Source organism: Paraburkholderia kururiensis JCM 10599 = LMG 19447, assembly GCF_003986935.1.
Taxonomy (GTDB): Bacteria; Pseudomonadota; Gammaproteobacteria; order Burkholderiales; family Burkholderiaceae; genus Paraburkholderia; species Paraburkholderia kururiensis.
Map to the genome: position 1 here is coordinate 43,008 of NZ_RJZE01000030.1, position 21,575 is coordinate 64,582.

At 67.3% G+C, this 21,575-nt stretch carries 20 protein-coding genes; 14 read left to right on the plus strand and 6 right to left on the minus strand.

Going from position 1 to position 21,575, the window contains the following annotated elements:
* Window positions 1-252: 252 nt before the first annotated feature.
* The 3 genes from PKKP23_RS28860 to PKKP23_RS28870 all read right to left on the minus strand — a co-directional run bounded on the left by PKKP23_RS28860 (window position 253) and on the right by PKKP23_RS28870 (window position 4,364).
* Entirely contained in the window at window positions 253-1,986 is a 1,734-nt protein-coding gene (locus tag PKKP23_RS28860) for a ClcB-like voltage-gated chloride channel protein (protein WP_126879377.1), read from the minus strand.
* 238 nt (window positions 1,987-2,224) lie between these two features.
* A complete protein-coding gene (locus PKKP23_RS28865) occupies window positions 2,225-2,962 on the minus strand; it encodes a glutathione S-transferase (RefSeq protein ID WP_017775931.1) in 738 nt (245 codons plus the stop codon).
* A 253-nt stretch (window positions 2,963-3,215) separates the two neighbouring features.
* On the minus strand, window positions 3,216-4,364 hold the full coding sequence (locus PKKP23_RS28870) for a YeiH family protein (protein WP_126879378.1): 1,149 nt from the start codon (window positions 4,362-4,364) through the stop codon (window positions 3,216-3,218).
* A 154-nt stretch (window positions 4,365-4,518) separates the two neighbouring features.
* On the opposite strand from PKKP23_RS28870, the gene PKKP23_RS28875 reads away from it, so the two are divergent.
* The 8 genes from PKKP23_RS28875 to PKKP23_RS28910 all read left to right on the plus strand — a co-directional run bounded on the left by PKKP23_RS28875 (window position 4,519) and on the right by PKKP23_RS28910 (window position 12,471).
* On the plus strand, window positions 4,519-5,436 hold the full coding sequence (locus PKKP23_RS28875) for a LysR substrate-binding domain-containing protein (protein ID WP_126879379.1): 918 nt from the start codon (window positions 4,519-4,521) through the stop codon (window positions 5,434-5,436).
* A gap of 199 nt (window positions 5,437-5,635) precedes the next feature.
* Entirely contained in the window at window positions 5,636-6,460 is an 825-nt protein-coding gene (locus tag PKKP23_RS28880; protein WP_126879380.1) for a TIM barrel protein, read from the plus strand.
* Window positions 6,461-6,524: 64 nt separating this feature from the next.
* Window positions 6,525-7,559, plus strand: coding sequence for a sugar kinase (locus PKKP23_RS28885; protein WP_126879381.1), 1,035 nt, complete (start codon window positions 6,525-6,527; stop codon window positions 7,557-7,559).
* Between the two features lie 88 nt (window positions 7,560-7,647).
* Window positions 7,648-8,973 carry an MFS transporter gene (locus PKKP23_RS28890; protein ID WP_126879382.1) on the plus strand — a complete coding sequence of 442 codons (1,326 nt, stop codon included), beginning with the start codon at window positions 7,648-7,650 and terminating at the stop codon, window positions 8,971-8,973.
* A 4-nt stretch (window positions 8,974-8,977) separates the two neighbouring features.
* The gene (locus tag PKKP23_RS28895) at window positions 8,978-9,946 is read left to right on the plus strand and encodes a 2-hydroxyacid dehydrogenase (RefSeq protein WP_126879383.1); all 969 of its coding nucleotides are present in this window, start codon (window positions 8,978-8,980) and stop codon (window positions 9,944-9,946) included.
* Window positions 9,943-11,028, plus strand: coding sequence for a LacI family DNA-binding transcriptional regulator (locus tag PKKP23_RS28900; RefSeq protein ID WP_126879384.1), 1,086 nt, complete (start codon window positions 9,943-9,945; stop codon window positions 11,026-11,028). The genes PKKP23_RS28895 and PKKP23_RS28900 overlap by 4 nt, the downstream gene beginning before the upstream one ends.
* Window positions 11,029-11,172: 144 nt before the next feature.
* Entirely contained in the window at window positions 11,173-12,000 is an 828-nt protein-coding gene (locus PKKP23_RS28905) for a YhfC family intramembrane metalloprotease (protein WP_126879385.1), read from the plus strand.
* A 105-nt stretch (window positions 12,001-12,105) separates the two neighbouring features.
* Window positions 12,106-12,471 carry a DUF3022 domain-containing protein gene (locus PKKP23_RS28910; RefSeq protein ID WP_126879409.1) on the plus strand — a complete coding sequence of 122 codons (366 nt, stop codon included), beginning with the start codon at window positions 12,106-12,108 and terminating at the stop codon, window positions 12,469-12,471.
* Window positions 12,472-12,575: 104 nt separating this feature from the next.
* Here the strand turns inward: PKKP23_RS28910 and PKKP23_RS28915 are convergent, their stop codons facing one another.
* Entirely contained in the window at window positions 12,576-13,013 is a 438-nt protein-coding gene (locus PKKP23_RS28915) for a PGDYG domain-containing protein (RefSeq protein ID WP_017775921.1), read from the minus strand.
* A gap of 5 nt (window positions 13,014-13,018) precedes the next feature.
* Entirely contained in the window at window positions 13,019-13,513 is a 495-nt protein-coding gene (locus tag PKKP23_RS28920) for a Spy/CpxP family protein refolding chaperone (protein ID WP_126879386.1), read from the minus strand.
* Window positions 13,514-13,783: 270 nt separating this feature from the next.
* Here PKKP23_RS28920 and PKKP23_RS28925 point away from each other — a divergent pair, with 270 nt between their 5' ends.
* Window positions 13,784-14,248, plus strand: coding sequence for an Lrp/AsnC family transcriptional regulator (locus PKKP23_RS28925; RefSeq protein ID WP_042298754.1), 465 nt, complete (start codon window positions 13,784-13,786; stop codon window positions 14,246-14,248).
* Window positions 14,249-14,493: 245 nt separating this feature from the next.
* Entirely contained in the window at window positions 14,494-15,591 is a 1,098-nt protein-coding gene (locus tag PKKP23_RS28930) for a saccharopine dehydrogenase family protein (RefSeq protein ID WP_126879387.1), read from the plus strand.
* Between the two features lie 116 nt (window positions 15,592-15,707).
* On the opposite strand, the gene PKKP23_RS28935 is transcribed toward PKKP23_RS28930, so the two are convergent.
* Window positions 15,708-16,289, minus strand: a complete 582-nt coding sequence (locus tag PKKP23_RS28935; protein WP_126879388.1) for a P-loop nucleotide/nucleoside kinase family protein — start codon at window positions 16,287-16,289, stop codon at window positions 15,708-15,710.
* 355 nt (window positions 16,290-16,644) lie between these two features.
* Here PKKP23_RS28935 and PKKP23_RS28940 point away from each other — a divergent pair, with 355 nt between their 5' ends.
* The 4 genes from PKKP23_RS28940 to PKKP23_RS28955 all read left to right on the plus strand — a co-directional run bounded on the left by PKKP23_RS28940 (window position 16,645) and on the right by PKKP23_RS28955 (window position 21,520).
* Window positions 16,645-17,187, plus strand: a complete 543-nt coding sequence (locus PKKP23_RS28940) for a hypothetical protein (RefSeq protein ID WP_240659174.1) — start codon at window positions 16,645-16,647, stop codon at window positions 17,185-17,187.
* Window positions 17,188-17,447: 260 nt separating this feature from the next.
* Window positions 17,448-18,404 (plus strand): sugar ABC transporter substrate-binding protein, encoded by a 957-nt coding sequence (locus tag PKKP23_RS28945; RefSeq protein WP_017775915.1) that lies wholly within the window; start codon window positions 17,448-17,450, stop codon window positions 18,402-18,404.
* A 417-nt stretch (window positions 18,405-18,821) separates the two neighbouring features.
* Window positions 18,822-20,480 (plus strand): sugar ABC transporter ATP-binding protein, encoded by a 1,659-nt coding sequence (locus PKKP23_RS28950; protein ID WP_126879389.1) that lies wholly within the window; start codon window positions 18,822-18,824, stop codon window positions 20,478-20,480.
* Window positions 20,477-21,520, plus strand: coding sequence for an ABC transporter permease (locus tag PKKP23_RS28955; RefSeq protein ID WP_017775913.1), 1,044 nt, complete (start codon window positions 20,477-20,479; stop codon window positions 21,518-21,520). The genes PKKP23_RS28950 and PKKP23_RS28955 overlap by 4 nt, the downstream gene beginning before the upstream one ends.
* Window positions 21,521-21,575 lie beyond the last annotated feature (55 nt).

The following is a 21,575-nucleotide window of genomic DNA, read 5'->3' on the forward strand; positions in this document are numbered from 1 at the left end:
TCTCCGGCCTGCACGGCGCGCCCGGCAATCCGCGCGGCATGCGGCTTCTGGTTCGCTTGGTTCGTTCATTGTAGAGAATCTGTCCGCCGATGCCAGCCCTCGCGGCCGCGCGCCATCGGGCGCTTGCCGCGCCGCACGGGCTTCTGCGCGCACATGCCGGATGGCGCCAGGGAAAATGCCGAGTGGGTTGCGGGCAAGGCCGCGGTGTGTGTGTGTGCGAAACAGGTCGCCAGCGAAAAGCGTCGCCGGCGCTCAGCGCACCGGGTTCATGCGGCAGTACGCATCGAGCAGCGACGTCTTGTAGACCACGCCCGCCAGCGTCGGACACTGCAGGCTTTCCACCACGGGCAGCCGCTCGCCCTGGAACGCCATGAAGTGCTGGAGCGCGACGCCGATCGGCATGTCGGGCGTGAGCACGTCGAATTGCGACTGAAGGTAGTCCGCGGCGGTTTTGGTGGACGTCTCGCGCTTTTCGAGCAGGTCGGAGGTGATGTCCTTGAGCGCGACGACGCCCAGAAACCGGTTCTCGCGATCGGTCACGTAGAGGTACTTCACGGGATATTCGAGGAACACGCGCGTCATGTCCTGCACGGTCGCGCTGGGCGGCACGACGGTGGCCGCCGGGCGGATCAGTTCGCGCATCTGCGTTGCGCGCAGTCGCATGCGCTCCTGCTGCTCGCGATTGCGATGCAGCGTGATGTCGTACATCGAGGTCTTGCCGATCGCGCGCGCCACGAAGTACGCGACCACGCACGAGAGCATGAGCGGCAGCACCACCTGGTAGCTGAGCGTCATCTCGAAAATCATGAGGATCGCCATCAATGGCGCTTGCGTCGCGCCCGCGAGGAAGGCGCCCATGCCGACCATCGCGTAGGCGAACGGCGCCGAGGTCGCATGCGGCCAGAGCGCATGCATGCCCTCGCCGAACAGCGAGCCGAGCACGGCGCCCACGAAAAGCGTCGGCGTGAACACGCCGCCCACGGCGCCCGAGCCCACCGTCGCCGCCGTGGCAACCAGCTTGAAAATCACCACGGTGGCGAGCGCTGTCCATGTCCAGGGCGAATGGAGGATGGAGTTCACGACGCTATAGCCGTTGCCCCACACCTCGGGCGCCCAGACCGAGAGCACCCCGACCACGAGCCCGCCGAGCGCGAGCTTCACGGGCAGCGGCAGCGCGAGCCGCGCGAAGCCTGCCTTGGCGCCGTCGAGCAGCCGCAGGAACTGCGGCGCCATCGCGCCGCACAGAACGCCGAGCGCAACGAACAGCAGCACTTCGAGGCCCGCGATAGGCGGGAACACCGGCATCTGATAGGGCGGGCTATAGCGTGTGAACTCGCGCATCGTGATGTTCGCCACCACCGACGACACCACCACCGGCCCGAAGCTTTCCATCGCGATGGAGCCGAGCACGATTTCGGTGACGAAGAACGCGCCCGCAATTGGCGCGCTGTACGCCGACGTGATACCGGCCGCCGCGCCGCACGCAACGAGCAGGCGCAAACGCGGCGGGTCGAAGTGGACCCAGCGTCCGATCAGCGATCCGGCGAGCGCGGCGAGCTGCACCATGGGGCCCTCGCGGCCGATCGAGCCGCCGCTCGCAATCGTGAAGAGCGACGACGCGCTGCGCCACAGGCTTTTCCAGACCGGCACGACGCCATCGCCGATGGCCACCGCTTCCATGTAGTCGATATGGTTGCCGCGCTCCGAACCGCGGCGCGCCACGAGGAGCAACAGGCCCGCCACAAGACCGCCCAGGGCCGGCAGCACGATGCGCATGGCGGGCGGCAATCCGCGCGCGATCGCGACGAAGCTGCCTTCGGTACCCGAGAACACCCATTGCAGCAGCGCGATCGCCTCGCGAAAGGCGATGGTCGCGAACGCGCCCGCCATGCCGACGATCACGGACCAGACGAGCATGGTGTGCGCGTCCGAGAGGCGGAACAGGGTTTGAGCGCGGGTGCGCAGTTTCAGCAGGAAGGACAGCACGGGCGGCGGTCGGTTGGGAAAGGTTGGAGGAGGGCCGCGCGGGCGGGCGTTTCAGGGGCCATGGAATCTGGCGCAATGAGTTCTGGGCGACGAGTCTCGCGCAATGAGCCGGGCGCGATGAATCCGGCGCAACGAACCGGGCACAACGAACCCGGCGCAACGAGCCGAGCGCAAGAATAGCATCGCCGTCGCGCAATGCGATGCCTTGCGCGGCTCGGTGCAATCCGCAGCGCGCCCTTCAGCGCGAAGCTTTGTCGAGCTCCGGGTAGTGCCGGAAGATGCACTGCTCGTTGTGCGGCAGACGGCGATCCGAGGCGAGGTAGGCCGCGATGTTCGGGCGCGTCATGACGGCCTGATAGAGCGCGGCAAGCCGAGGGTACTGCTCGTCGAAGCGCTTCGTTGCCTTCGGGAACGCGTAGCGCAGGCCGTCGATCAACTGAAACATCGAGAGGTCCACGTAAGTGAGCGCGCTGCCCACGAGGTGCTGGTCGCCCTCGGGGTTCTGCCGCAGCACGCGTTCGAAGTAGCGCATGAACTTCGGGATGCGATGGTCGATGAAGTCCGAGGCGCGCGTCTTCGCGGCTTCCTTCTGGTCTTCGTAATAGAGGCTGCTCGCGAGCGGGTGATGCGTGTCGTGGGCCTCCGTCACCATGTCGGCGATGGTGAGCTGCAGGCCGTTCGCCACGTAGCGCAGCCCCTCGTCGCGCGGCAGGAGGCCGAGCTTCGGGCCGAGGTACAGCAGGATATTCGCGGTTTGCGGAACGATCAGGTCGCCGTCTTTCAGAAAGGGCGGCGCGAAAGGCGGATGCGGCTCCGAGCGGCTGCCGAGCACCGCCATCATGGCGCTCGTGCCGAGCCCTTCGTCCTCGGGGCCCCGCGCAATCTCCACATAGTCGGCGCGCGCTTCTTCGAGCGCAAGCCGCACGAATTCGCCACGGCCTTGCAGGCCGTCCCAGTAATACAGTTCGTAGGCCATCGATCGTTCTCCGGTGTTGCCGCACAGGAAGGGATGCGAGCCGACAGTATCGCGCGGCGTCGCCCGGCGTGCTGAAGGTGCCGGATGCGCCGAACGTGTCGGCGAACATCTCCAGATGCGGCGTGCCGCGCGCGAAAAACGACGAACCCTCTGACGACGAACCCCCTGACGACGAACGCCCCGCACACGGCGGGGCGCTCAGAGGCAAGACCGACGAGGAGCGCGGGGGCGGTCGTTCCATTCAACGAGGGCGTCAGTGGAAGATGCGCAGCACGCCCCACGTAATCGCGAAGCCGCCGAATATGAGCCAGGCGTAGACAATGAGCCCCGCCGTCAGCGCACGCGGACCGGCCTCGCGGATCTGCGACACGCGGGTTTCGATGCCGAGCGCCGTCATGGCCATGGTGAGGGCGAAGGTGTCGAGCGTATCGAGCGTCTGCGTGGCCGCGGCCGGCAGCACGTGCATCGAGTTCACCACGACGAATGCGAGGAAACCGAGCGCGAACCACGGCACGGCGATCTTGCGCGCCTTGGGGTGGGCGGCATGGCCCGATGTGTGTCCATGCGTGTGCTCATGCCCGTGCTGATGCGAACGAGCGGCGTCGGCGGCTTCGTGTGCCGCGCCGCTCACCGTGCCGCGTGCCGCGCGGTTGAGCCACACGCCGAGCAACAGGAGCACCGGTACGAGCAGCATCACGCGCGTCATCTTGACGATGGTGGCGATATGCGTGGCTTCCGGGCTCACGTTGCTCGCGGCGCCCACCACCTGGGCCACCTCGTGAATCGTACCGCCGAAGAAGAGCCCCACGCCTTCGGTGTCGAGCGGCAGCCAGCCGGCGTGGTAGAGCACGGGGTAGAGGAACATCGAAAGCGTGCCGAACAGCACCACGCTGCCCACGGCCATCGCGCTCTTGTGCGGCCTCGATTGCAGCGTCGATTCGAACGCGAGCACCGCAGCCGCGCCGCAGATGGCGCTGCCGGCCGCCGTGAGGATCGCCGTGTCGCGGTCCAGCTTCATCAGCTTCATGCCGACCCAGGTGCCGATGGCGAGCGTGCTGACCACGACGAGTACCGAGACCGTGAGCCCCGGCAGTCCCACCTGGGCGATTTCCTGCAGGCTCACGCGCAGCCCGAAGAACGCGACGGCAATGCGCAGCAGCTTGCGCGCGGAGAAGTTGATGCCGGCGTTCCAGCTTTCGGGCATGCCGTCGCGCAGCGCATTGCCGTACACGGCGCCCGCGACGATCCCGACGATGAGCGGGCTCATGCCGAGCCCTGCAATAGCCGGCAGCGAAGCGAGGCTCGTCACGGCCGCCGCGAAGAGCGCGACGAACAGGATGCCGTTGAGTTGACCGCGCGTCGACGAGCCGGACGCGAGCGCAGGGGTAGAGGCGGTGGACATGATGATCGGCCTTGGTGGATGACGCAAAGCTGACGGGTCCCCGGTGAAAAAGGGGCGCAGGGCAGCGAACGGCCTAATCCTAAATTGGATATATCGATATGAGAAATCGTCATTTGTGACGTACGATATCGGGAAATCCGATAGTCGAATGACGATGACGCCAGATCAGCTTATAACCTTCGCCACCGTAGCCGAGCACCTCAACGTGAGCCGGGCCGCCGACGCCCTGCACCTCTCGCAGCCGGCCGTTTCGGGCCAGTTGAAGCTCTTGCAGGAGGAGATCGGCGAGCCGCTGTACCAGCGCGACGGCCGCGGCGTGCGCCTCACGCCGGCAGGGCAGCAACTGGCGGCCCATGCGGTGCGTCTGCGCGACACCTGGCGCGAGGCGCAGGCCTTCCGCGACGCGCTGCGCGGACTCGAACGCGGCACGCTGCGCATTGGCGCGAGCACGACGCCCGCGAGTTATCTGCTGCCGTACCTGCTCGCGGATTTCCACCGGCGCTATCCGGAGGTCTCGCTCGAAACCATGAGCGGTAATACCGGCGATGTAGTCGCGCTGCTCGGCACGCTGGATATCGCGCTGATCGAAGGACCGGTCGGCATGGATTTGCCCGTGGACACCACCGCCCACGAGTGGAACCAGGACGAGGTGGTGGCCATCGCGCCGCGCGGGCACGCACTGGTCTCGGGCGACGGGCAGTCGTCCACTGCCGCGGGCGATGCCCGAATCACGCTCGCTGCGCTGGGGGCATGTCCGCTGGTGCTGCGCGAGGCGGGCTCCGGCGTGCGGCAGACGGTGGAGCGCGCGTTCGCGCGAGCCGGCGTGCCTATGCGCGTGGCGCTGGAAGTGGCCGGCGTGGAGGGCGTGAAGGAGGCCGTGCGCGCCGGCATGGGCGTCGGTTTCGTCTCGGCGATGTCGATGCGGCACGAGGACGGTGCGCTCGCCCAGTTGTCGCTCGCGCCGGATCCGCTCACGCGGCGCTTTTCGATTCTCGTGCCGCACGCCGCGGCGGCTTCGCGGGTCGCGCGGCGATTTCTGGAACTGTGTCTTGCCGGCGAGGTGGCCGGCTGATCACGGCTTGCCGCGGATTGGGCTGAGCGCAGACGCTGGACTAACGCGCCAGGGATTTCCACTATGGCCTTGTCACTATGCCCGGCGCACTATCGGAACCAGTTTGGAACCGGTTCCAAGATTCATCAAACGATCCTGCCGCTGTCATGCTGGGACGCTGCGGGAAGCCGGAAATAGCGAAAGAAAGGAGGGCTGTCCCATGACCGAAGTGGTAATCGTGGCAAGCGCGTTCGGCGCCGACGCCGTACGGCGCGACGGCCACGGGGCGTGGATTGCGACGGCCGCTGCGGCCGGGGCGTCGGGCTTCGAGGTGCGCCGCGAACTGATTGTGGGCGAGGCCGGCGTGCAGCCCGCCGCGCTGCGTGAACTCGGCGCGGCTATTCGGGAAGCGGGCATGTGGCCGGTCTGGTCGACGCCTGCTGCGCTTTACAGGGCCAACGGCGCGGCTCACGACGTGGCCAACGGCGCGACAGACAGCACGACCGACAGCGCACCCGCCGGCACGCTCGACGCCACCGCACTGAGCCGCGCGCTCGACGAAGCCGCGGCGCTCGGTGCGCGTTTCGTGAAGCTCCAACTCGGCGCCTTCGCCGGCGAGACGCACGCGGCAAGCATCGCAGCGTGTCTGCGTGGTCGGGATACGCGGCTGGTCGTCGAAAACGGGCAGTTGAAGGAAGGCGGCATGGCGGCCCAGTTCGTCGCGTTCTTCGAGGCGCTCGAAGCGCAAGGGCACGGGCGCCTCGCCGGCATGACCTTCGATATCGGCAACTGGCAGTGGACGGGCGTGGCGCCCGCGGCCGCGGCGCAGAAACTCGCGCCCCATGTGGAGTACATCCATTGCAAGGCGGTAGCGGGCGAGGGCGCGCGGCGTTTCGCCGTGGCGCCCGCCGCGGACGACCCCGTGCTCGCGGCTGTCCTGCCGTTGCTGCCGAGGCACGCGCCTCGCGGCATCGAGTTTCCGTTCCACGCCGGGCGCGTGGCCGAAGACGCCGTGCGCTACGTCGAATGGCTCGCCGCCGCTTGAGCAGGGCGTGCAGCGCGACGCGAAGCACGGCATGAAGCAGGACGTGAAGCAGGACAGCAAACCCATGACAGACACCCCACTCGATGTCGTTACCTATGGCGAAGCGATGGCCATGTTCGTTGCCGCCGAGGCCGGTGCGCTCGCGCGCGTCGGCCATTTCACGAAACGCGTGGCGGGCGCGGACCTGAACGTCGCGATCGGTCTTTCGCGGCTCGGCTTCAAGGTGGGCTGGATGAGCCGCGTGGGGCGCGACTCCTTCGGCGACTACGTGCGCGACACGCTGGAAAAGGAGCGCATCGACCAGCGCCGCGTGCTCACGGACGAACGCTACCCAACCGGCTTCCAGTTGAAATCGAAGACCGACGACGGCACCGACCCGGTGGTCGAATACTTCCGCAAGGGTTCGGCCGCGAGCCATCTTTCGCCCGACGACTACGACGCCGACTACGTGCTCGGCGCGCGTCATCTGCACCTGACGGGCGTCGCGCCCGCACTCTCGGCAAGCTCGCGCGACCTCGCGTTCCGCCTGGTACGCGAAATGCGCGCCGCGGGCAGGACCCTCTCGTTCGACCCGAACCTGCGCCCCACGCTGTGGCCGTCGCGCGAGGCGATGATCGAGACGTTGAACGCGCTTGCCGCGTACGCCGACTGGGTGCTGCCCGGCATCGGCGAGGGAAAGGTGCTGACCGGCTACGACCGGCCCGAAGACATCGCGCGCTTCTATCTGGACGCCGGTGCGCGCGCCGTGATCGTGAAACTCGGTCCGCAGGGCGCCTACTACCGCACGGCAGACAGCGAGGGCACGATCGCGGCGCAACGCGTCGACAACGTCGTGGACACCGTGGGCGCCGGCGACGGCTTTGCCGTGGGCGTGGTGAGCGCGCTGCTGGAAGGCCGCCCGCTGCCGCAGGCGGTGGCACGCGGCAACCGCATCGGCGCGCTCGCGATCCAGGTGATCGGCGACTCGGAAGGGCTGCCCACGCGCGCGCAACTCGATGCGCTCGAAGCGGCTGAAGGCGCTGAAGGGGCCGGCGCCAACCAGACCGACGCCACCGCTTCATTGGACAACCACAACAAGATGTCGGCAACGGCGCACTGACGCAGGGCGCACTTCGGGGGCACGTCGCGTGCCCGCGCGTCCGCATCCGTTGAACGATGCTTTCATTCACTGCATGAAGGAGACACTCATGGGTTCGTCCACACTCGCCACTCTCGCGCCACGCCGCTGGTGGGCGATCATGCCGATCGTGTTCATCACGTACAGCCTTGCCTATTTCGACCGCGCGAATTACGGCTTCGCTGCCGCGGCGGGCATCAATCAGGATCTCGGCGTGAGCAAGGGCCTCTCGTCGCTGATCGGCGCGCTGTTCTTTCTCGGCTACTTCTTCTTCCAGATTCCGGGGGCCATCTACGCCGAGCACCGCAGCGTGCGCAAGCTCGTGTTCGTGAGCCTCGTGCTGTGGGGCGGGTGCGCGGCGCTCACGGGCATCGTGCGCAACATCCCGGCGCTCATTGCGATCCGCTTCGCGCTCGGCGTGGTGGAGGCGGCCGTGATGCCGGCCATGCTCATCTTCATCAGCAACTGGTTCACGAAGCGCGAGCGCTCGCGTGCCAACACGTTTCTGATTCTCGGCAACCCGGTCACGGTGCTGTGGATGTCGATCGTCTCGGGCTACCTCGTGCACTCGTTCGGCTGGCGCCACATGTTCATCGCCGAGGGGCTGCCCGCCGTCGTGTGGGCCGTGGCCTGGTGGTTCATGGTGCGCGACCGGCCCGAGCAGGTGGCGTGGCTCTCCACCGAAGACAAGCAGGCGCTCGACGCCGCGCTGCGTGCCGAACAGGCCGCCATCCGCCCGGTGCGCAACTACGGCGAGGCGTTCCGCTCGCCCGCGGTGATCAAGCTCTGCGCGCAGTATTTCTGCTGGAGCATCGGCGTCTATGGCTTCGTGCTGTGGCTGCCGTCCATCCTGAAAGGCGGCTCGACGCTCGGCATGGTGGAGACGGGCTGGCTCTCCGCGCTGCCGTACCTTGCCGCGACGATCGCGATGCTCGCGGCGTCGTGGGCCTCGGACCGGCTCAATCGCCGCAAGGTGTTCGTCTGGCCGTTCCTGCTGATCGGGGCTGCCGCGTTTGCGGCTTCGTACGTGATCGGCACCGGCACGGGCACGCACTTCTGGTTCTCGTATGCGCTGCTCGTGATCGCGGGCGCCGCCATGTACGCGCCTTACGGGCCGTTCTTCGCGATCGTCCCCGAACTGCTGCCGAAGAACGTGGCCGGCGGCGCGATGGCGCTTATCAACAGCATGGGTGCGCTCGGCTCGTTCGTGGGCTCGTATGTCGTGGGCTATCTGAATGGCGCGACGGGCTCGCCTGCGGCATCCTATGCGTTCATGAGTGCGGCGCTGGTGGCCGCGGTGCTGTTCACGCTCGCGGTGAAGCCGCAGCCGCCGCAGCCACAGTCGCACGAGGAAATCGACGGGCGCAGGCTTGCCACGCCCATGCAAGGAAAATGACCGGATGAAGAACAGGATCGTCGCCTACAAGCCGTTGCCCGCTGACGTGCTCGCCTTTTTACGCGAGCACGCCGACGTGATCGAAGTGGACGCCGCCCGGCACGATGCGCTCGTCGCCGCGCTGCGGGAGGCGGATGGTGCCATCGGCGCGAGCGTGAAGATCACGCCCGCCATGCTGGACGGCGCACAGCGGCTCAAGGCGCTTTCGACGATCTCCGTCGGCTACGACAACTTCGACGTGCCGGACCTCACGCGGCGCGGCATCGTGCTCGCGCATACGCCTGACGTGCTGACCGAATCGACGGCGGACACCGTGTTCTCGCTGATTCTCGCCACCGCGCGGCGCGTCGTGGAGCTGGCGCAGTGGGTCAAGGCGGGGCACTGGACGGGCAGCATCGGGCCCACCCACTACGGCACGGACGTGCAGGGCAAGACGCTCGGCATCGTCGGGCTGGGGCGCATTGGCGGCGCCGTGGCGCGCCGCGCGGCGCTCGGCTTCAACATGCGCGTGCTCTACACGAACCGCAGCGCGAACGGGCAGGCGGAGCGCGATTACGGCGCGCGGCGCGTGGAACTGGCGGAACTGCTTGCCGCGTCGGACTTCGTCTGCCTGCAGGTGCCGCTCACGCCCGAGACCCGGCATCTGATCGGCGCGGCCGAATTCCGGCAGATGAAGCGCAGTGCCATCTTCATCAACGCATCGCGCGGCGCGACGGTCGACGAAGCGGCGCTGATCGACGCCCTGCGCGCTGGCACGATTCACGGCGCGGGGCTCGACGTGTTCGAAGAAGAGCCGCTGCCGGCCACGTCGCCGCTGCTCGCCCTGCCCAACGTGGTCGCGCTGCCGCACATCGGGTCGGCCACGCACGAGACGCGTCACGCGATGGCGCGCTGTGCGGCGGAAAATCTCGTCGCGGCGCTGGCCGGCACGCTGGCCGTCAACGTCGTCAACCGCGAAGTGCTGGCACGATGAGCCGCACGCCTGCCCAACCCTCGGCGGCGTCGGCAACGCCGATGTCGCCCCGCCGCGCGACGATCAGCGACGTCGCGCGCGAAGCCGGCACCGGCAAGACCAGCATTTCGCGCTACCTGAACGGTGAGTTCAACGTGCTCTCGGCGGAGCTGCGCGCGCGCATCGAGGCGGCCATCGAACGTCTGGACTACCGGCCGAACCAGATGGCGCGCGGCTTGAAGCGCGGCCGCAACCGGCTGATCGGCATGCTGCTCGCGGACCTCTCGAATCCGTACTCCGTCGAAGTGCTGCAAGGCGTGGAGGCGGCGTGCCAGGCGCTCGGCTACATGCCGCTCATCTGCCACGCGGCCAACGAGGTGGAGATGGAGGGCCGCTACCTGCAACTGCTCACGACGTATCGCGTGGAAGGCGTGATCGTCAATGCACTCGGCGTGCGCGAGGCGATGTTGAAGCCCGTGGGCAGCGGCGGGATTCCGTCGGTGCTGGTGGACCGTACCGTGGAAGGGCTCGACGCCGACATGGTCGGGCTCGACAACGAAGCCGCCGTGCGACTTGGCACGGCGCATCTGCTGGAGCGCGGCTACGAGGAGATCGTGTTCGTCGTGCAGCCGTACGAGCACGTGAGTTCGCGGCGGCGTCGCGTGACGGCGTTTGAGGACGCCATGCGGGCGACGCCGCAGGTTCGTGCCGACACGGTGGTGCTCGATCTGCAGAACGACGAAGCGGCGAGCGCTGCGCTCGCGGCGCTGGACGAGCGCATCGGTAAAGGCGCGGACGAACGGCAGCACGATGCACGGCCACGCATTGCGCTCTTCGCGGGCAATGCCCCGGTGGCGCTGCGCATCGCGCTGCATCTGAATGCGCGCTACGGTCCGCAATGGCAGCGGCGCGTCGGGCTGATCGCATTCGACGATCCCGATTGGGCCGAACTGGCCGGCATCACGACGATCCGCCAACCCACGCGCGCCATCGGCTATCGCGCCGTGGAATTCCTGCATCAGCGCATCGAGGGCCTCGCCGACGTCGCGCGCGAATGCGTGTTGCCGGGCGAACTGATCGTGCGCGCCTCGACCGGCGGTTGAGCCGACGCGGCGTGGTGACATCCACGAGGCCGCGTATCGTCGCGGGCAGCCGCCTGGCCTGAATCGATAATCTGCGATCATTCGGTCTGCGGCGCGCAGGCGGGACACTTTCTGCATGGCGTGCCGGCAGTCTCAAGGACCCTCATGACCGTATCGCCTTTCACGCTTACCTGTCTCTCGCTCGCGACGCTTGCCGTCGCCGCTGTTCCCGTTCTGCTGTACCGGCGCCTGCGCTCGCCGCTCGGTTTCGACCGGCGGCCCGCCATCGCCGGCATTGCCGTCTTCGCGCTCTTTGCCATGGTGATCGAGCGCGCGCTCAACGACTACCTGCTGAGGCAGAACCCGATCACGTCGGCCTGGCTCATGCAGCCTGCGGCGTTCGTCGTGTACGGCGCGCTCGCAGCCGGCATCTGCGAGGAGGTGGGCCGGTTCATCGCGATGCGCATGCTGCTGAACCGCTTCGGCCGCGGCCGGCCCGCTGGGGAGGGCGACGGCATGGGCTTCGCTTACGGCATCGGCCACGGGGGCGCCGAAGCGTGGATGATCGGCGTGCTCGTGCAGGTGCAATGGATCGTGTTCGCGGTGCTCGAGAATCGCGGCCAGCTCGACGGCTATCTGCCCAACGTGTCCGAACCGGCGATGATGCGCATCCATCTGATTCTTGCCAGTCTCTCGCCGGCCACGGCGGGCATTTTCGCGCTGGAGCGGCTGGCGGCACTCGCTTTTCAGATCGGGCTTTCCGTGTTGATGTGGCAAGGCGTGCGGGCCGGCTGGCGTGGCATCCTGCCGCTGGCCATCGCAGTCCATGCATTGATCGACGTGCCCGCTGCGCTGTTTCAGGCCCACGTGCTGCCGCTTGCCGTGGTGGACGGCGGCTACGCGCTGGCGGGCGTGGCGGTTGCAGGCGTGCTGGCGAAGCGGGTGAGCGATGCACGAAAGACGCGCGTCACGCGGCCTGGACAGACGGCTTGACGGCTCGCCTGGACGTGGCACCAAGCGGCACGAAAGGGCATGAAGCCCTACGAAGGACGGCACGATCTCTGTCGCCGTCCGATACGACAACTTGATGGGCAGAAGATGGAAGGCTACCAGTACGAATGCACGAGCCCGGAGTTCGAGGAGCTTGCGCGCGTCATCACCGATCTCTTTCCGGAGCAGACGCGCTTTGTCGAGCACCCCGCCGACGACGGCACGCCGCAACTCACGGTGCACTGGGTCGCAATGCGGTTCGGCGCCACGGCCCGGCGCATCGCGCTGACGATCGCGATCACGCCTGCGGCACTGGCGCGCTACCGGGCTTTGCCGGCGCGGCTGCGCGGACGCAGCTACGCGGTGCTGAGAGCCTATGTGGAAGCCGAGCTGGGTTTGCTCGAAGAACAGTATGCGAAGGGCGAGGCGGTGCCGCGCGAGGTAACCGTGGCACCCGGCGACGACTTCGCCTGAACGAAGCCGTCGCGCGTCTGCACAAGCGTGCTGAAAGAAAGGGGCAGGGCCGAAGGGAGTCGTGCGAGCAGTACGCGAGGCGCCTGCGAAAAGCGGCCGGGCGCTCAATCCGCGCGGCGATAGACCTTCGCGAAACGTTCCGCCTTCACCACGCCATAGTCGCCGGGCGCGTACTGCATGACCCAGTCGCCGGCCGTGCCGTGCAGCACGTCGCCGCCCGCGGCCGAACGCGCAATCGAGAACGCTTCGTCCATCTGTCTGGCGAGCACCACGACCGGACGATTGCGATACGACCCCGGCTCGCCATGCGGCAGTGCCGGGGCGGCCGGCAGATACTTCGCGTCGAAGCGTTCACGCGAGACTACCCAGCGCTCGCCGCCTGAACTCGTGATGAGCGCGTCGCCGCGCACATAGCGGTTCGGGCCTTCAAGGCTCATCAGCTCGCCTTCCTGCGTGGCGAATTCGACCGTGACGGTTTCGTCCTTGACGACGCGCTGTGCGGCCGGGTCCGCGCGAAGGTCGAGATGTTCGAGTGCGATCATCGTGCTCACTGCGCCTTGGACGGCTGCGGCGATTGCGGCGATTGCGGCGATTGCGGCGCCTTGCCCGAACGGTGACGGCGCGATGCCTGCCGCTCGTGGAAGGTCTGGTCCGCAAGCTTCTTCTGATCCGGCGAGAAGCTGTTGTAAAGCGGCTCGAAAGCATCGACGAGCTTCTTCATGCCCTCCGCGTGCGCCTGCGTGATCTGCGCGTACTGCTTCATGTCGTCGAGCGCGGTGCGGTTCGTATCCGCCTTGCGCTGCTCATAGAGCTGCGCCATGGTCTGACCGTTGCTGCGCATGACGTCGGCAAAGGCGTTCCATTGGCTTTCCTGCTGCGGCGTGATCTTGAGCGCCGAATGCAGATACGTGATGCGCTGCTCGACGTGCTGTTCACGCATGGGCGCGCTGGCGGCGGCCGGCGCCGAGGCCGGTGCGGTGCTCTGCGCGAAGGCGCTCGTCATCGAGAGAACGGCGGCGAAAACCACGAGGGTTTTTTTCATTGTTGCTCCTTGGAATGTTGCGTAGCGAGGCAGGGCGCATTGCTGAAAGCGATCCACTGCGAAGACCCGCGTGGAAAGGCCGCTGCGCCTTGGGCGCTATTAGTATCACGATATCACGGCGCTCCGTGTGACCCGCCACAACTCCTTACAAACGAAACGATCGGCAAAAATGCGCAGATAGCGCGTCCGTGAGGCGCACGCGAGGTGGTTCGCCGGCACGTCGCGCGCGGGCGATAATCGCGTCTTTCAACCGACTCCGTTCGCCCTCCGATGAGACCTCCGCGCCTCGACCAGCTCGACGAACTCGACCGCAACCTCGTTGCGCTGCTCCAGCAGAACGCCCGCGAAAGCGTGGCGAATCTCGCGCGCCAGCTCGGCGTGGCGCGCACGACGGTCATTGCGCGCATCGCGCGGCTCGAACGCTCGCAGGTGATTGCGGGTTACAGCGCGCGGCTCGGGCAGGACGTGCTCGATGCCAGCATCCAGGCCTGGGTGGGCCTCATCATCGCGCCCAAGCACGGGCCGGACGTGCAGAAGCGCCTCGGCAGGATGCCGGAGGTGCAACTGCTGTGCGCCGTGAGCGGCGAATACGACTACGTAGCCTGGCTGCGTGCCGACTCGCCGGAACGGCTCAACGACCTGCTGGACCAGATCGGCGGGCTCGCGGGCGTGGAGCGCACCACGACGTCCATCGTGCTCGCGCGCAAGATCGATCGCGGCACCGTCACGGGCTGACGGTGGGCTGGCGGTGTGCTGACAGCAGGCTGACAACGTCGGCTGACAACATGGGCTGAAGCGCGCCACGGCAGGCCGCCGTTGACACGGTTTTTATACGTTTTCGTCAGACCGGCGAGAAACTTCGTCTAAACGGCGAAAGCCATGGTCGAAGCGCAGCATTTTGCGCCTATGATCCGTACCGGGCCGTCTCTACACTGTGTCGCGCAGGTTCGCCATACGACACAAAACACAAGGAGAAGCCCATGAAAGTCGCGATCGTCGGTGCCGGTCTGATCGGACACACCATTGCCCATTTGCTGCGCGAAACCGGCGACTACGAAGTCACCGCGTTCGACCGCGACCAGCCCGCGCTCGACAAGCTCGCGGCCCAAGGCATCCCCACGAAGCGCGTCGATTCCGCCGACCCCGCCGCGCTGCGCAACGCCATCCAGGGGTTCGATGCGCTCGTCAACGCGCTGCCTTACTACCTCGCCGTGAACGTCGCGGCCGCGGCGAAAGGCGCGGGTGTCCACTATTTCGATTTGACCGAGGACGTGCGGGCCACGCACGCCATCCGCAGCCTTGCCGAAGACGCCGAGCACGTCTTCATGCCGCAATGCGGTCTCGCGCCGGGCTTCATTGGCCTTGCGGCGCACGAACTCGCGAACCGCTTCAGCGAGATTCGCGAGGTCAAGATGCGCGTGGGCGCGCTGCCCGAGTTTCCGACCAATGCGCTCAAATACAACCTGACCTGGAGCGTGGACGGCCTCATCAACGAATACTGCCAACCGTGCGAGGCGATCCGCGACAGCCGCACGCAATGGGTGCAGCCGCTGGAAGGCCTCGAACACTTCTCGCTCGACGGCATCGAGTACGAAGCGTTCAATACCTCGGGCGGCCTCGGCACGTTGTGTGAAACGCTGGCGGGCCGCGTCGAATCGCTCGATTACAAGTCGGTTCGCTATCCGGGCCACCGCGCGCTCATGCACTTCCTGCTCGAAGACCTGCGGCTCGCGGGCGACCGCGACACGCTGAAGTCGGTGTTGCGCCGCTCGGTGCCATCCACGGCTCAGGACGTTGTGCTCGTTTTCATCACGGTGACGGGCATGCGCGATGGCCAGCTCGTACAGGACGTCTTCACGCGCAAGATTTTCGCGAAGACCGTTTGCGGCGTGCCGATGAGCGCTATCCAGATCACAACGGCCGGTGCCATGTGCGCCGTGCTCGACCTGTTCCGCGAAAAGCGCCTGCCGCAAAGCGGATTCGTGCGCCAGGAGCAGGTGTCGCTGCGCGAGTTCCTCGGCAACCGCTTCGGCCAGCTGTACGAAGGCGCGACGCTAGACGCGATGGCCACGGTCTGATCGGGTAGCAGCGCAGCAACCAACGCCGGGGCGAAATCGGGGCGAAATCGGGGTGAAAGCGGGGTGAAAGCGGGGCCCCGGCAGGCGAGCAACAGCAACCGGAAAGCAAGCCTCGACTACGGCGCCGCGAGTTGCGCGAGCAGGGCGTCGTAGTCGGCATCCGAGGGCGCCGTGCTGTCGAACATCAAAAGCCCTTCGCATGCGGCACCTGAGGGCACGAAACGCCGCTGGCGATACTCGTCCCAATGCGCGAGCTTGTAGGCATCGTTGGGATTGCCGCGCGCGACGATGCGCCGGTGCGCCGTCTCCTCGGACGCATGAACCCACACGATGCGGATGGCGACATCCGCGCCCACCCCCAGCCACGCGCGATCGAACAGACGCCGGTCGCGCACCTCGCGCGAGAGCGGTCCGATCACGATCACGCTGATACCGAGTTCGAGATTCTCGCGCGCCGTGTCGATCAGCCCCAGGTATTCGGGGTCGCGCAGATGCTGAAGGTAAAGGGGGCTGTCGCGATCGTTCGGATCGCCCGTGAGGGCGCCGATGGCCGCGGCGCTGTAACGCCCATAGAGCGTGTCCTTGTCGAGCAGGCAGAAGGCCTCGCCCGTCGCGCGCATGAGAGGTGCGATCAGGCGCTTTGCCAGCGTGGACTTGCCGGTGCCGGCATGACCGCAGATGAAGATCAGTCGGGCCACGAATACTCCATTACATCCATTGGCTTCAAAGTCGAACGGTAGCGTTGGCCGATCACGACGGCGAAGGGAGCGCCGCGCAAGCGCGCGAGGCGAGCGGGTGGTGCGTGGGTGTGCGTGGCGTTGTGTGCGCGGCCGCACATCGGCGCCCATGCCTGGGCACGCGCACGCTGCGATCGACAGACCGGCGCGGGTATCATGGGCGCGCGTGCCGTCCGCGCTGTGATTCGTGCCGTGCGCGGGCAACGCATGGCGGGCCGGCAGACGGCGCACAGGCGGCAACCAGACAAACAGAACATCAGGCATGGTCGCCCGAGCCGGGTGACGCGAGGGAGGTCGGAACATGCCGTTACGGCGCATGCAGACCAGAAGGATCACCGAGATCGCACACACGGGGCAAGGCGAAACAGGCGGGGCCGGCGTGCGTGCCATGCACTGCGCGTGGAACGCGTCGCGCGCCTGCCTCGCAACCCTGGCGACCACCGCAACCCTGACCGCCGTCACCACGATTGCCCTTACCGCCGGTCTTGCCGGCTGCGCCGAAACACCCGGCACGCCGCTGCCGCTTCGGCCCGTGCCCGCAGAGCGCATCGTGAAGCCCGGCTACACCACGCAAGCCGAAGGCAAGGTCGCCGTCGACGTGCGCCGCGAGCCAGCGACCAACGTGCTGGTGCGCCTGCGCGACGTGCTCGTCTACGTGGACGGCGAGCGCGTCACCGACCTCATGCAGGGCGAACACGTCACGTTCTGGCTCACGCCGGGCCTGCACCGCATCGCGGTGTCCACGCAGTTCGATCCTGTCGTCGAGATTCCCTTTCAGGTCGATGCCCGGTTCACGAACCGGGCGAGCGTCAGCTTCAACGCCGACCACCGTGTCGGAGTCCGCCGGGTGGCGCAGTAATGCAGGGCGCCCGCTGCGCCCATCCGCCAGGGATTACCCGCACGACCCTGCATCGGCCGTACGCATCATGCGCCGGCCGCTGCCTTGCCGTGCCTCGTTTTCCGCCCGAACGGCGGATGCGGCGTGGCAGGCCCCCGTGTGCGACGCAGCAGCGCCCGCCGTTGACACGGCGTTTTGGCAATGCCCAGAATAGGCGCTCGCAAACGTTTGCGCGCTAAAAATACGGCTCATCCGAGCCTGACAACAAGGAGATAACCAGAATGAATTCCCGCATTCGCCGCCGCGTCCTTGCGGCCGCCGTGGCCCTCACCGCTGCGGCTGCGTTGCCGTTTTCCACCGCTCACGCCGAAGCTGCCAGGAAGCCGAAAGTCGCGCTCGTCATGAAGTCGCTCGCCAACGAGTTCTTTCTCACCATGGAGACCGGCGCGAAGGACTACCAGAAACACAACCCGGGTCAGTTTGACCTGATCACCAACGGCATCAAGGATGAAACCGACACCGCGGCGCAGATCCGCATCGTCGAGCAGATGATCGTCTCGAAGGTCGACGCGATCGTGCTGGCGCCAGCCGATTCCAAGGCGCTCGTGCCGGTGGTCAAGAAGGCGGTGGACGCCGGCATCATCGTGGTGAACATCGACAACCGGCTCGACCCGGACGTGCTCAAGTCGAAAGACTTGAACGTACCGTTCGTGGGTCCGGACAACCGCAAGGGCGCGAAGAAGGTGGGCGACTACCTCGCGAAGAAGCTGAAGGCGGGCGACGAAGTCGGCATTCTCGAAGGCGTGTCGACCACCACCAACGCGCAGCAGCGCACGGCCGGCTTCAAGGACGCGATGCAGGCGGTGGGCGCGAAGATCGATTCGGTGCAGTCGGGCGAGTGGGAAATCGACAAGGGCAACGCGGTGGCCTCGGCCATGCTCAACGAGTACCCCAACATCAAGGCGCTGCTGTGCGGAAACGACAACATGGCGATCGGCGCCGTGTCGGCGGTGCGCGCCGCGGGTCGCCAGGGCAAGGTGTACGTGGTCGGCTACGACAACATCAACGCCATCAAGCCGATGCTGAAGGATGGCCGCGTGCTTGCCACGGCCGACCAGTACGCGGCCAAGCAGGCCGTGTTCGGCATCGACACGGCGCTCAAGGCGATTGCCGACCACAAGAAGCAGTCCGAGCTTTCGGGCGTGGTCGAAACCCCGGTCGATCTCATCACGAAGTAACGGAACGGGCGCTGCCTGCCATGAACCGGCAAGCGAGGCAGCGCATCGGCGAAGCCGGCGTCGCGTCCGTTAGTTCGTTGTTCGGGCGCGCCGTCCGGCGCTCAAGAAAAGCTTGGCGTCGCCGTTATTCACCGGTATAGCGTCATGGCGGCAGACGCGGCCATTCGATTCGCATGAATGGCCGGTCGGCCGGCGAACAGGCGCGGCGGGGGCAACGCGGCAGGCGCGGGCGGGCCCGCTTGCCGACGCGGCCACGCAGCAGGTCACGATGGAGCGGGAGCCATACAGCAGCAGATGCTGCCAAACCCCGCGGCATCGGCCTTCAGCCAACATGACACACGAAGCGGCAGTCGGGCTTTCCGCCGCCACAGTGCGGTGACCAGGCCGGCGAGAGCGGCTTTCGACAACAGGATGGAAATGGATTCAACGGACTCCGACGTGCCGCGCGCGCCGTCCGGCTTGCCTGCCGTGCTTTCGGTCACGGGCATCGGCAAGACCTGGGCGTCGCCTGTGCTTGCCGACGTGAGCCTCGAGCTGCGCGCAGGCGAAGTGCTCGCGCTCACGGGCGAAAACGGCGCGGGCAAGAGCACGCTTTCGAAGATCGTAGGCGGTCTCGTGGACCCGACGACGGGCTCGATGCAGCTGGCCGGCGCGCCTTACCGGCCCGCGAGCCGCACCGAGGCCGAAGGGCTCGGCGTGCGCATGGTGATGCAGGAGCTGAACCTGCTGCCCACGCTTTCCGTGGCCGAGAACCTCTTTCTCAACCGGCTGCCGCACTTCGGTCCCGCCGCGTTCGGCTGGATCGACCGCAAGCGGCTGCGCGAGGACGCGCGTGAGGCGATGGCCCAGGTGGGGCTCGACGCGATTCATCCCGACACGCTCGTGGGCGAACTCGGCATTGGCCATCAGCAGATGGTGGAGATTGCGCGCAACCTGATTGGCGACGCGCGCGTGCTGATTCTCGACGAGCCCACGGCCATGCTGACCGCGCGCGAGGTCGAGCTGCTGTTCGAGCAGATCGCGCGGCTCAAGGCGCGCGGCGTGGCGCTCGTCTACATCTCGCATCGACTCGAAGAACTGGCGCGCGTGGCCGAACGCGTGGCCGTGCTGCGCGACGGGCGTCTCGTGCACGTGGACGCGATGGCGAACCTCACGCCGGATCGCATCGTCGCGCTGATGGTGGGGCGCGAGCTGGGCGAGCGCATCGATCTGGGCGAGCGGCGCATTGGCGCGCCGCTCTTGCGCGTGGACGGGCTCACGCGCGGCGAAGCGGTGCGCGACGTGTCGTTCGAGGTGCGCGCGGGCGAGATTTTCGGCATCTCCGGCCTGATCGGCGCGGGCCGCACGGAGCTGCTGCGCCTCATCTACGGCGCGGACGAGAAAGACGGCGGCACGGTGGCGCTGGCGCCCTCGCCGGGCGCCACGCCTGTCCCCGTGAAAATCGCCTCGCCGGTGGATGCGGTGCGCGCCGGCATCGCGCTCATCACCGAAGATCGCAAGGGCGAAGGGCTGCTGCTGCCGCAACCGATCGCAGCCAACGTGTCGCTCGGCAATCTCGGCAGCGTGTCGCGTCACGGCGTGGTCAACGCCACGCGCGAGAACGCGCTTGCGGCACGGCAGATCGAGGCGCTGCGCATCCGCACCTCGGGGCCGGGCCAGCCGGTGGGCGAGCTGTCGGGCGGCAACCAGCAGAAGGTCGTGATCGGCCGATGGCTCGCGCGCGAGCGCAAGGTCCTGCTGTTCGACGAACCGACGCGCGGCATCGACGTCGGCGCGAAGTTCGATATCTATGGCCTCATGGGCGCACTGGCGCGCGAGGGGCGCGCACTCGTGGTGGTCTCGAGCGACCTGCGCGAGCTGATGCTGATCTGCGACCGCATCGGTGTGATGTCGGCGGGACGCATGACCGGCATCTTCAGCCGCGATACGTGGTCGCAGGACGCGCTGCTGGCGGCGGCCTTTGCCGGTTACCGCAGCCGCGAGGCGCTGCTGCACAGCCCCCACGACGATGCCAACGACGCTCCCGGCGGCCCACGCCGCGAGGACGCTCAACCGAATGCACGGAGTCTGTCATGAACAACCAACCGCTGCCGCAGGGCCATGCCCCGGGCACGCAGGAGAGCGCGGCCGGCGTGAATGCGGCCAGTGTGGCGAGCGGGGCGAGCGCGAAGCCGGCCGGCACGCGCCTCGGCTTCTCAAACTATCTGGGCCTTGCGGGCGCGCTCGTCGCGATGATCGCGCTCTTCTCGGTGCTGAGCTCGCACTTCCTCACCTACGACACGTTCAGCACCATCGCCAACCAGATTCCCGATCTCGTGGTGATGTCGGTGGGCATGACGTTCGTGCTCATCATTGCCGGCATCGATCTTTCGGTGGGCTCGGTGCTCGCGCTCGGCGCCTCGGTGGTGAGCGTTGCCGCGCTCAAGTGGGGCTGGGGCGCATGGCCGGCCGCGCTGATCGGGCTTGCCGCCGCAGCGCTCACCGGCACGTTGACGGGCGCCGTGACGGTGGGCTGGCGCATTCCGTCGTTCATCGTTTCGCTCGGCGTGCTGGAAGCGGCGCGCGGGCTCGCCTACCAGATGACGAACTCGCGCACGGCCTATATCGGCGATGCGTTCGACTTCCTTTCGAATCCCATCGCGGTCGGCATTTCGCCGGCGTTCCTGATCGCGGTCGTCGTGATGGTGGTCGCGCAGCTCGTGCTCACGCGCACGGTGTTCGGGCGCTATCTGGTGGGCATCGGGACCAATGAGGAAGCCGTGCGGCTCGCGGGCGTGAACCCGCGGCCCTACAAAGTGATCGTATTCGCGTTGATGGGCGCGCTGTCGGGTCTCGCCGCGCTGTTCCAGATCTCGCGCCTCGAAGCCGCGGACCCGAACGCCGGCGCGGGGCTCGAACTCCAGGTGATCGCTGCGGTGGTGATCGGCGGCACGAGTCTGATGGGCGGGCGCGGCTCGGTCATCAGCACGTTTTTTGGCGTGTTGATCATTTCGGTGCTGGCGGCCGGGCTCGCGCAGATCGGCGCGAACGAGCCGACCAAGCGCATCATCACGGGCGCGGTGATCGTGGTGGCCGTCGTGCTAGACACGTATCGCAGCCGGCGCCGGCGCGCGTAGGGCGCGAGGGCACAGAGCAGAACACAGCAGCAGACAGCGAAGCAGGAGAGCAACA

Coding starts and splice junctions, on each gene's coding strand:
- PKKP23_RS28865 (WP_017775931.1), bottom strand. CDS start 2,962: ATGGCCTACGAACTGTATTACTGGGACGGCCTGCAAGGCCGTGGCGAA.
- PKKP23_RS28870 (WP_126879378.1), bottom strand. CDS start 4,364: ATGTCCACCGCCTCTACCCCTGCGCTCGCGTCCGGCTCGTCGACGCGC.
- PKKP23_RS28875 (WP_126879379.1), top strand. CDS start 4,519: ATGACGCCAGATCAGCTTATAACCTTCGCCACCGTAGCCGAGCACCTC.
- PKKP23_RS28880 (WP_126879380.1), top strand. CDS start 5,636: ATGACCGAAGTGGTAATCGTGGCAAGCGCGTTCGGCGCCGACGCCGTA.
- PKKP23_RS28885 (WP_126879381.1), top strand. CDS start 6,525: ATGACAGACACCCCACTCGATGTCGTTACCTATGGCGAAGCGATGGCC.
- PKKP23_RS28890 (WP_126879382.1), top strand. CDS start 7,648: ATGGGTTCGTCCACACTCGCCACTCTCGCGCCACGCCGCTGGTGGGCG.
- PKKP23_RS28895 (WP_126879383.1), top strand. CDS start 8,978: ATGAAGAACAGGATCGTCGCCTACAAGCCGTTGCCCGCTGACGTGCTC.
- PKKP23_RS28900 (WP_126879384.1), top strand. CDS start 9,943: ATGAGCCGCACGCCTGCCCAACCCTCGGCGGCGTCGGCAACGCCGATG.
- PKKP23_RS28905 (WP_126879385.1), top strand. CDS start 11,173: ATGACCGTATCGCCTTTCACGCTTACCTGTCTCTCGCTCGCGACGCTT.
- PKKP23_RS28910 (WP_126879409.1), top strand. CDS start 12,106: ATGGAAGGCTACCAGTACGAATGCACGAGCCCGGAGTTCGAGGAGCTT.
- PKKP23_RS28915 (WP_017775921.1), bottom strand. CDS start 13,013: ATGATCGCACTCGAACATCTCGACCTTCGCGCGGACCCGGCCGCACAG.
- PKKP23_RS28920 (WP_126879386.1), bottom strand. CDS start 13,513: ATGAAAAAAACCCTCGTGGTTTTCGCCGCCGTTCTCTCGATGACGAGC.
- PKKP23_RS28925 (WP_042298754.1), top strand. CDS start 13,784: ATGAGACCTCCGCGCCTCGACCAGCTCGACGAACTCGACCGCAACCTC.
- PKKP23_RS28930 (WP_126879387.1), top strand. CDS start 14,494: ATGAAAGTCGCGATCGTCGGTGCCGGTCTGATCGGACACACCATTGCC.
- PKKP23_RS28940 (WP_240659174.1), top strand. CDS start 16,645: ATGCAGACCAGAAGGATCACCGAGATCGCACACACGGGGCAAGGCGAA.
- PKKP23_RS28945 (WP_017775915.1), top strand. CDS start 17,448: ATGAATTCCCGCATTCGCCGCCGCGTCCTTGCGGCCGCCGTGGCCCTC.
- PKKP23_RS28950 (WP_126879389.1), top strand. CDS start 18,822: ATGGATTCAACGGACTCCGACGTGCCGCGCGCGCCGTCCGGCTTGCCT.
- PKKP23_RS28955 (WP_017775913.1), top strand. CDS start 20,477: ATGAACAACCAACCGCTGCCGCAGGGCCATGCCCCGGGCACGCAGGAG.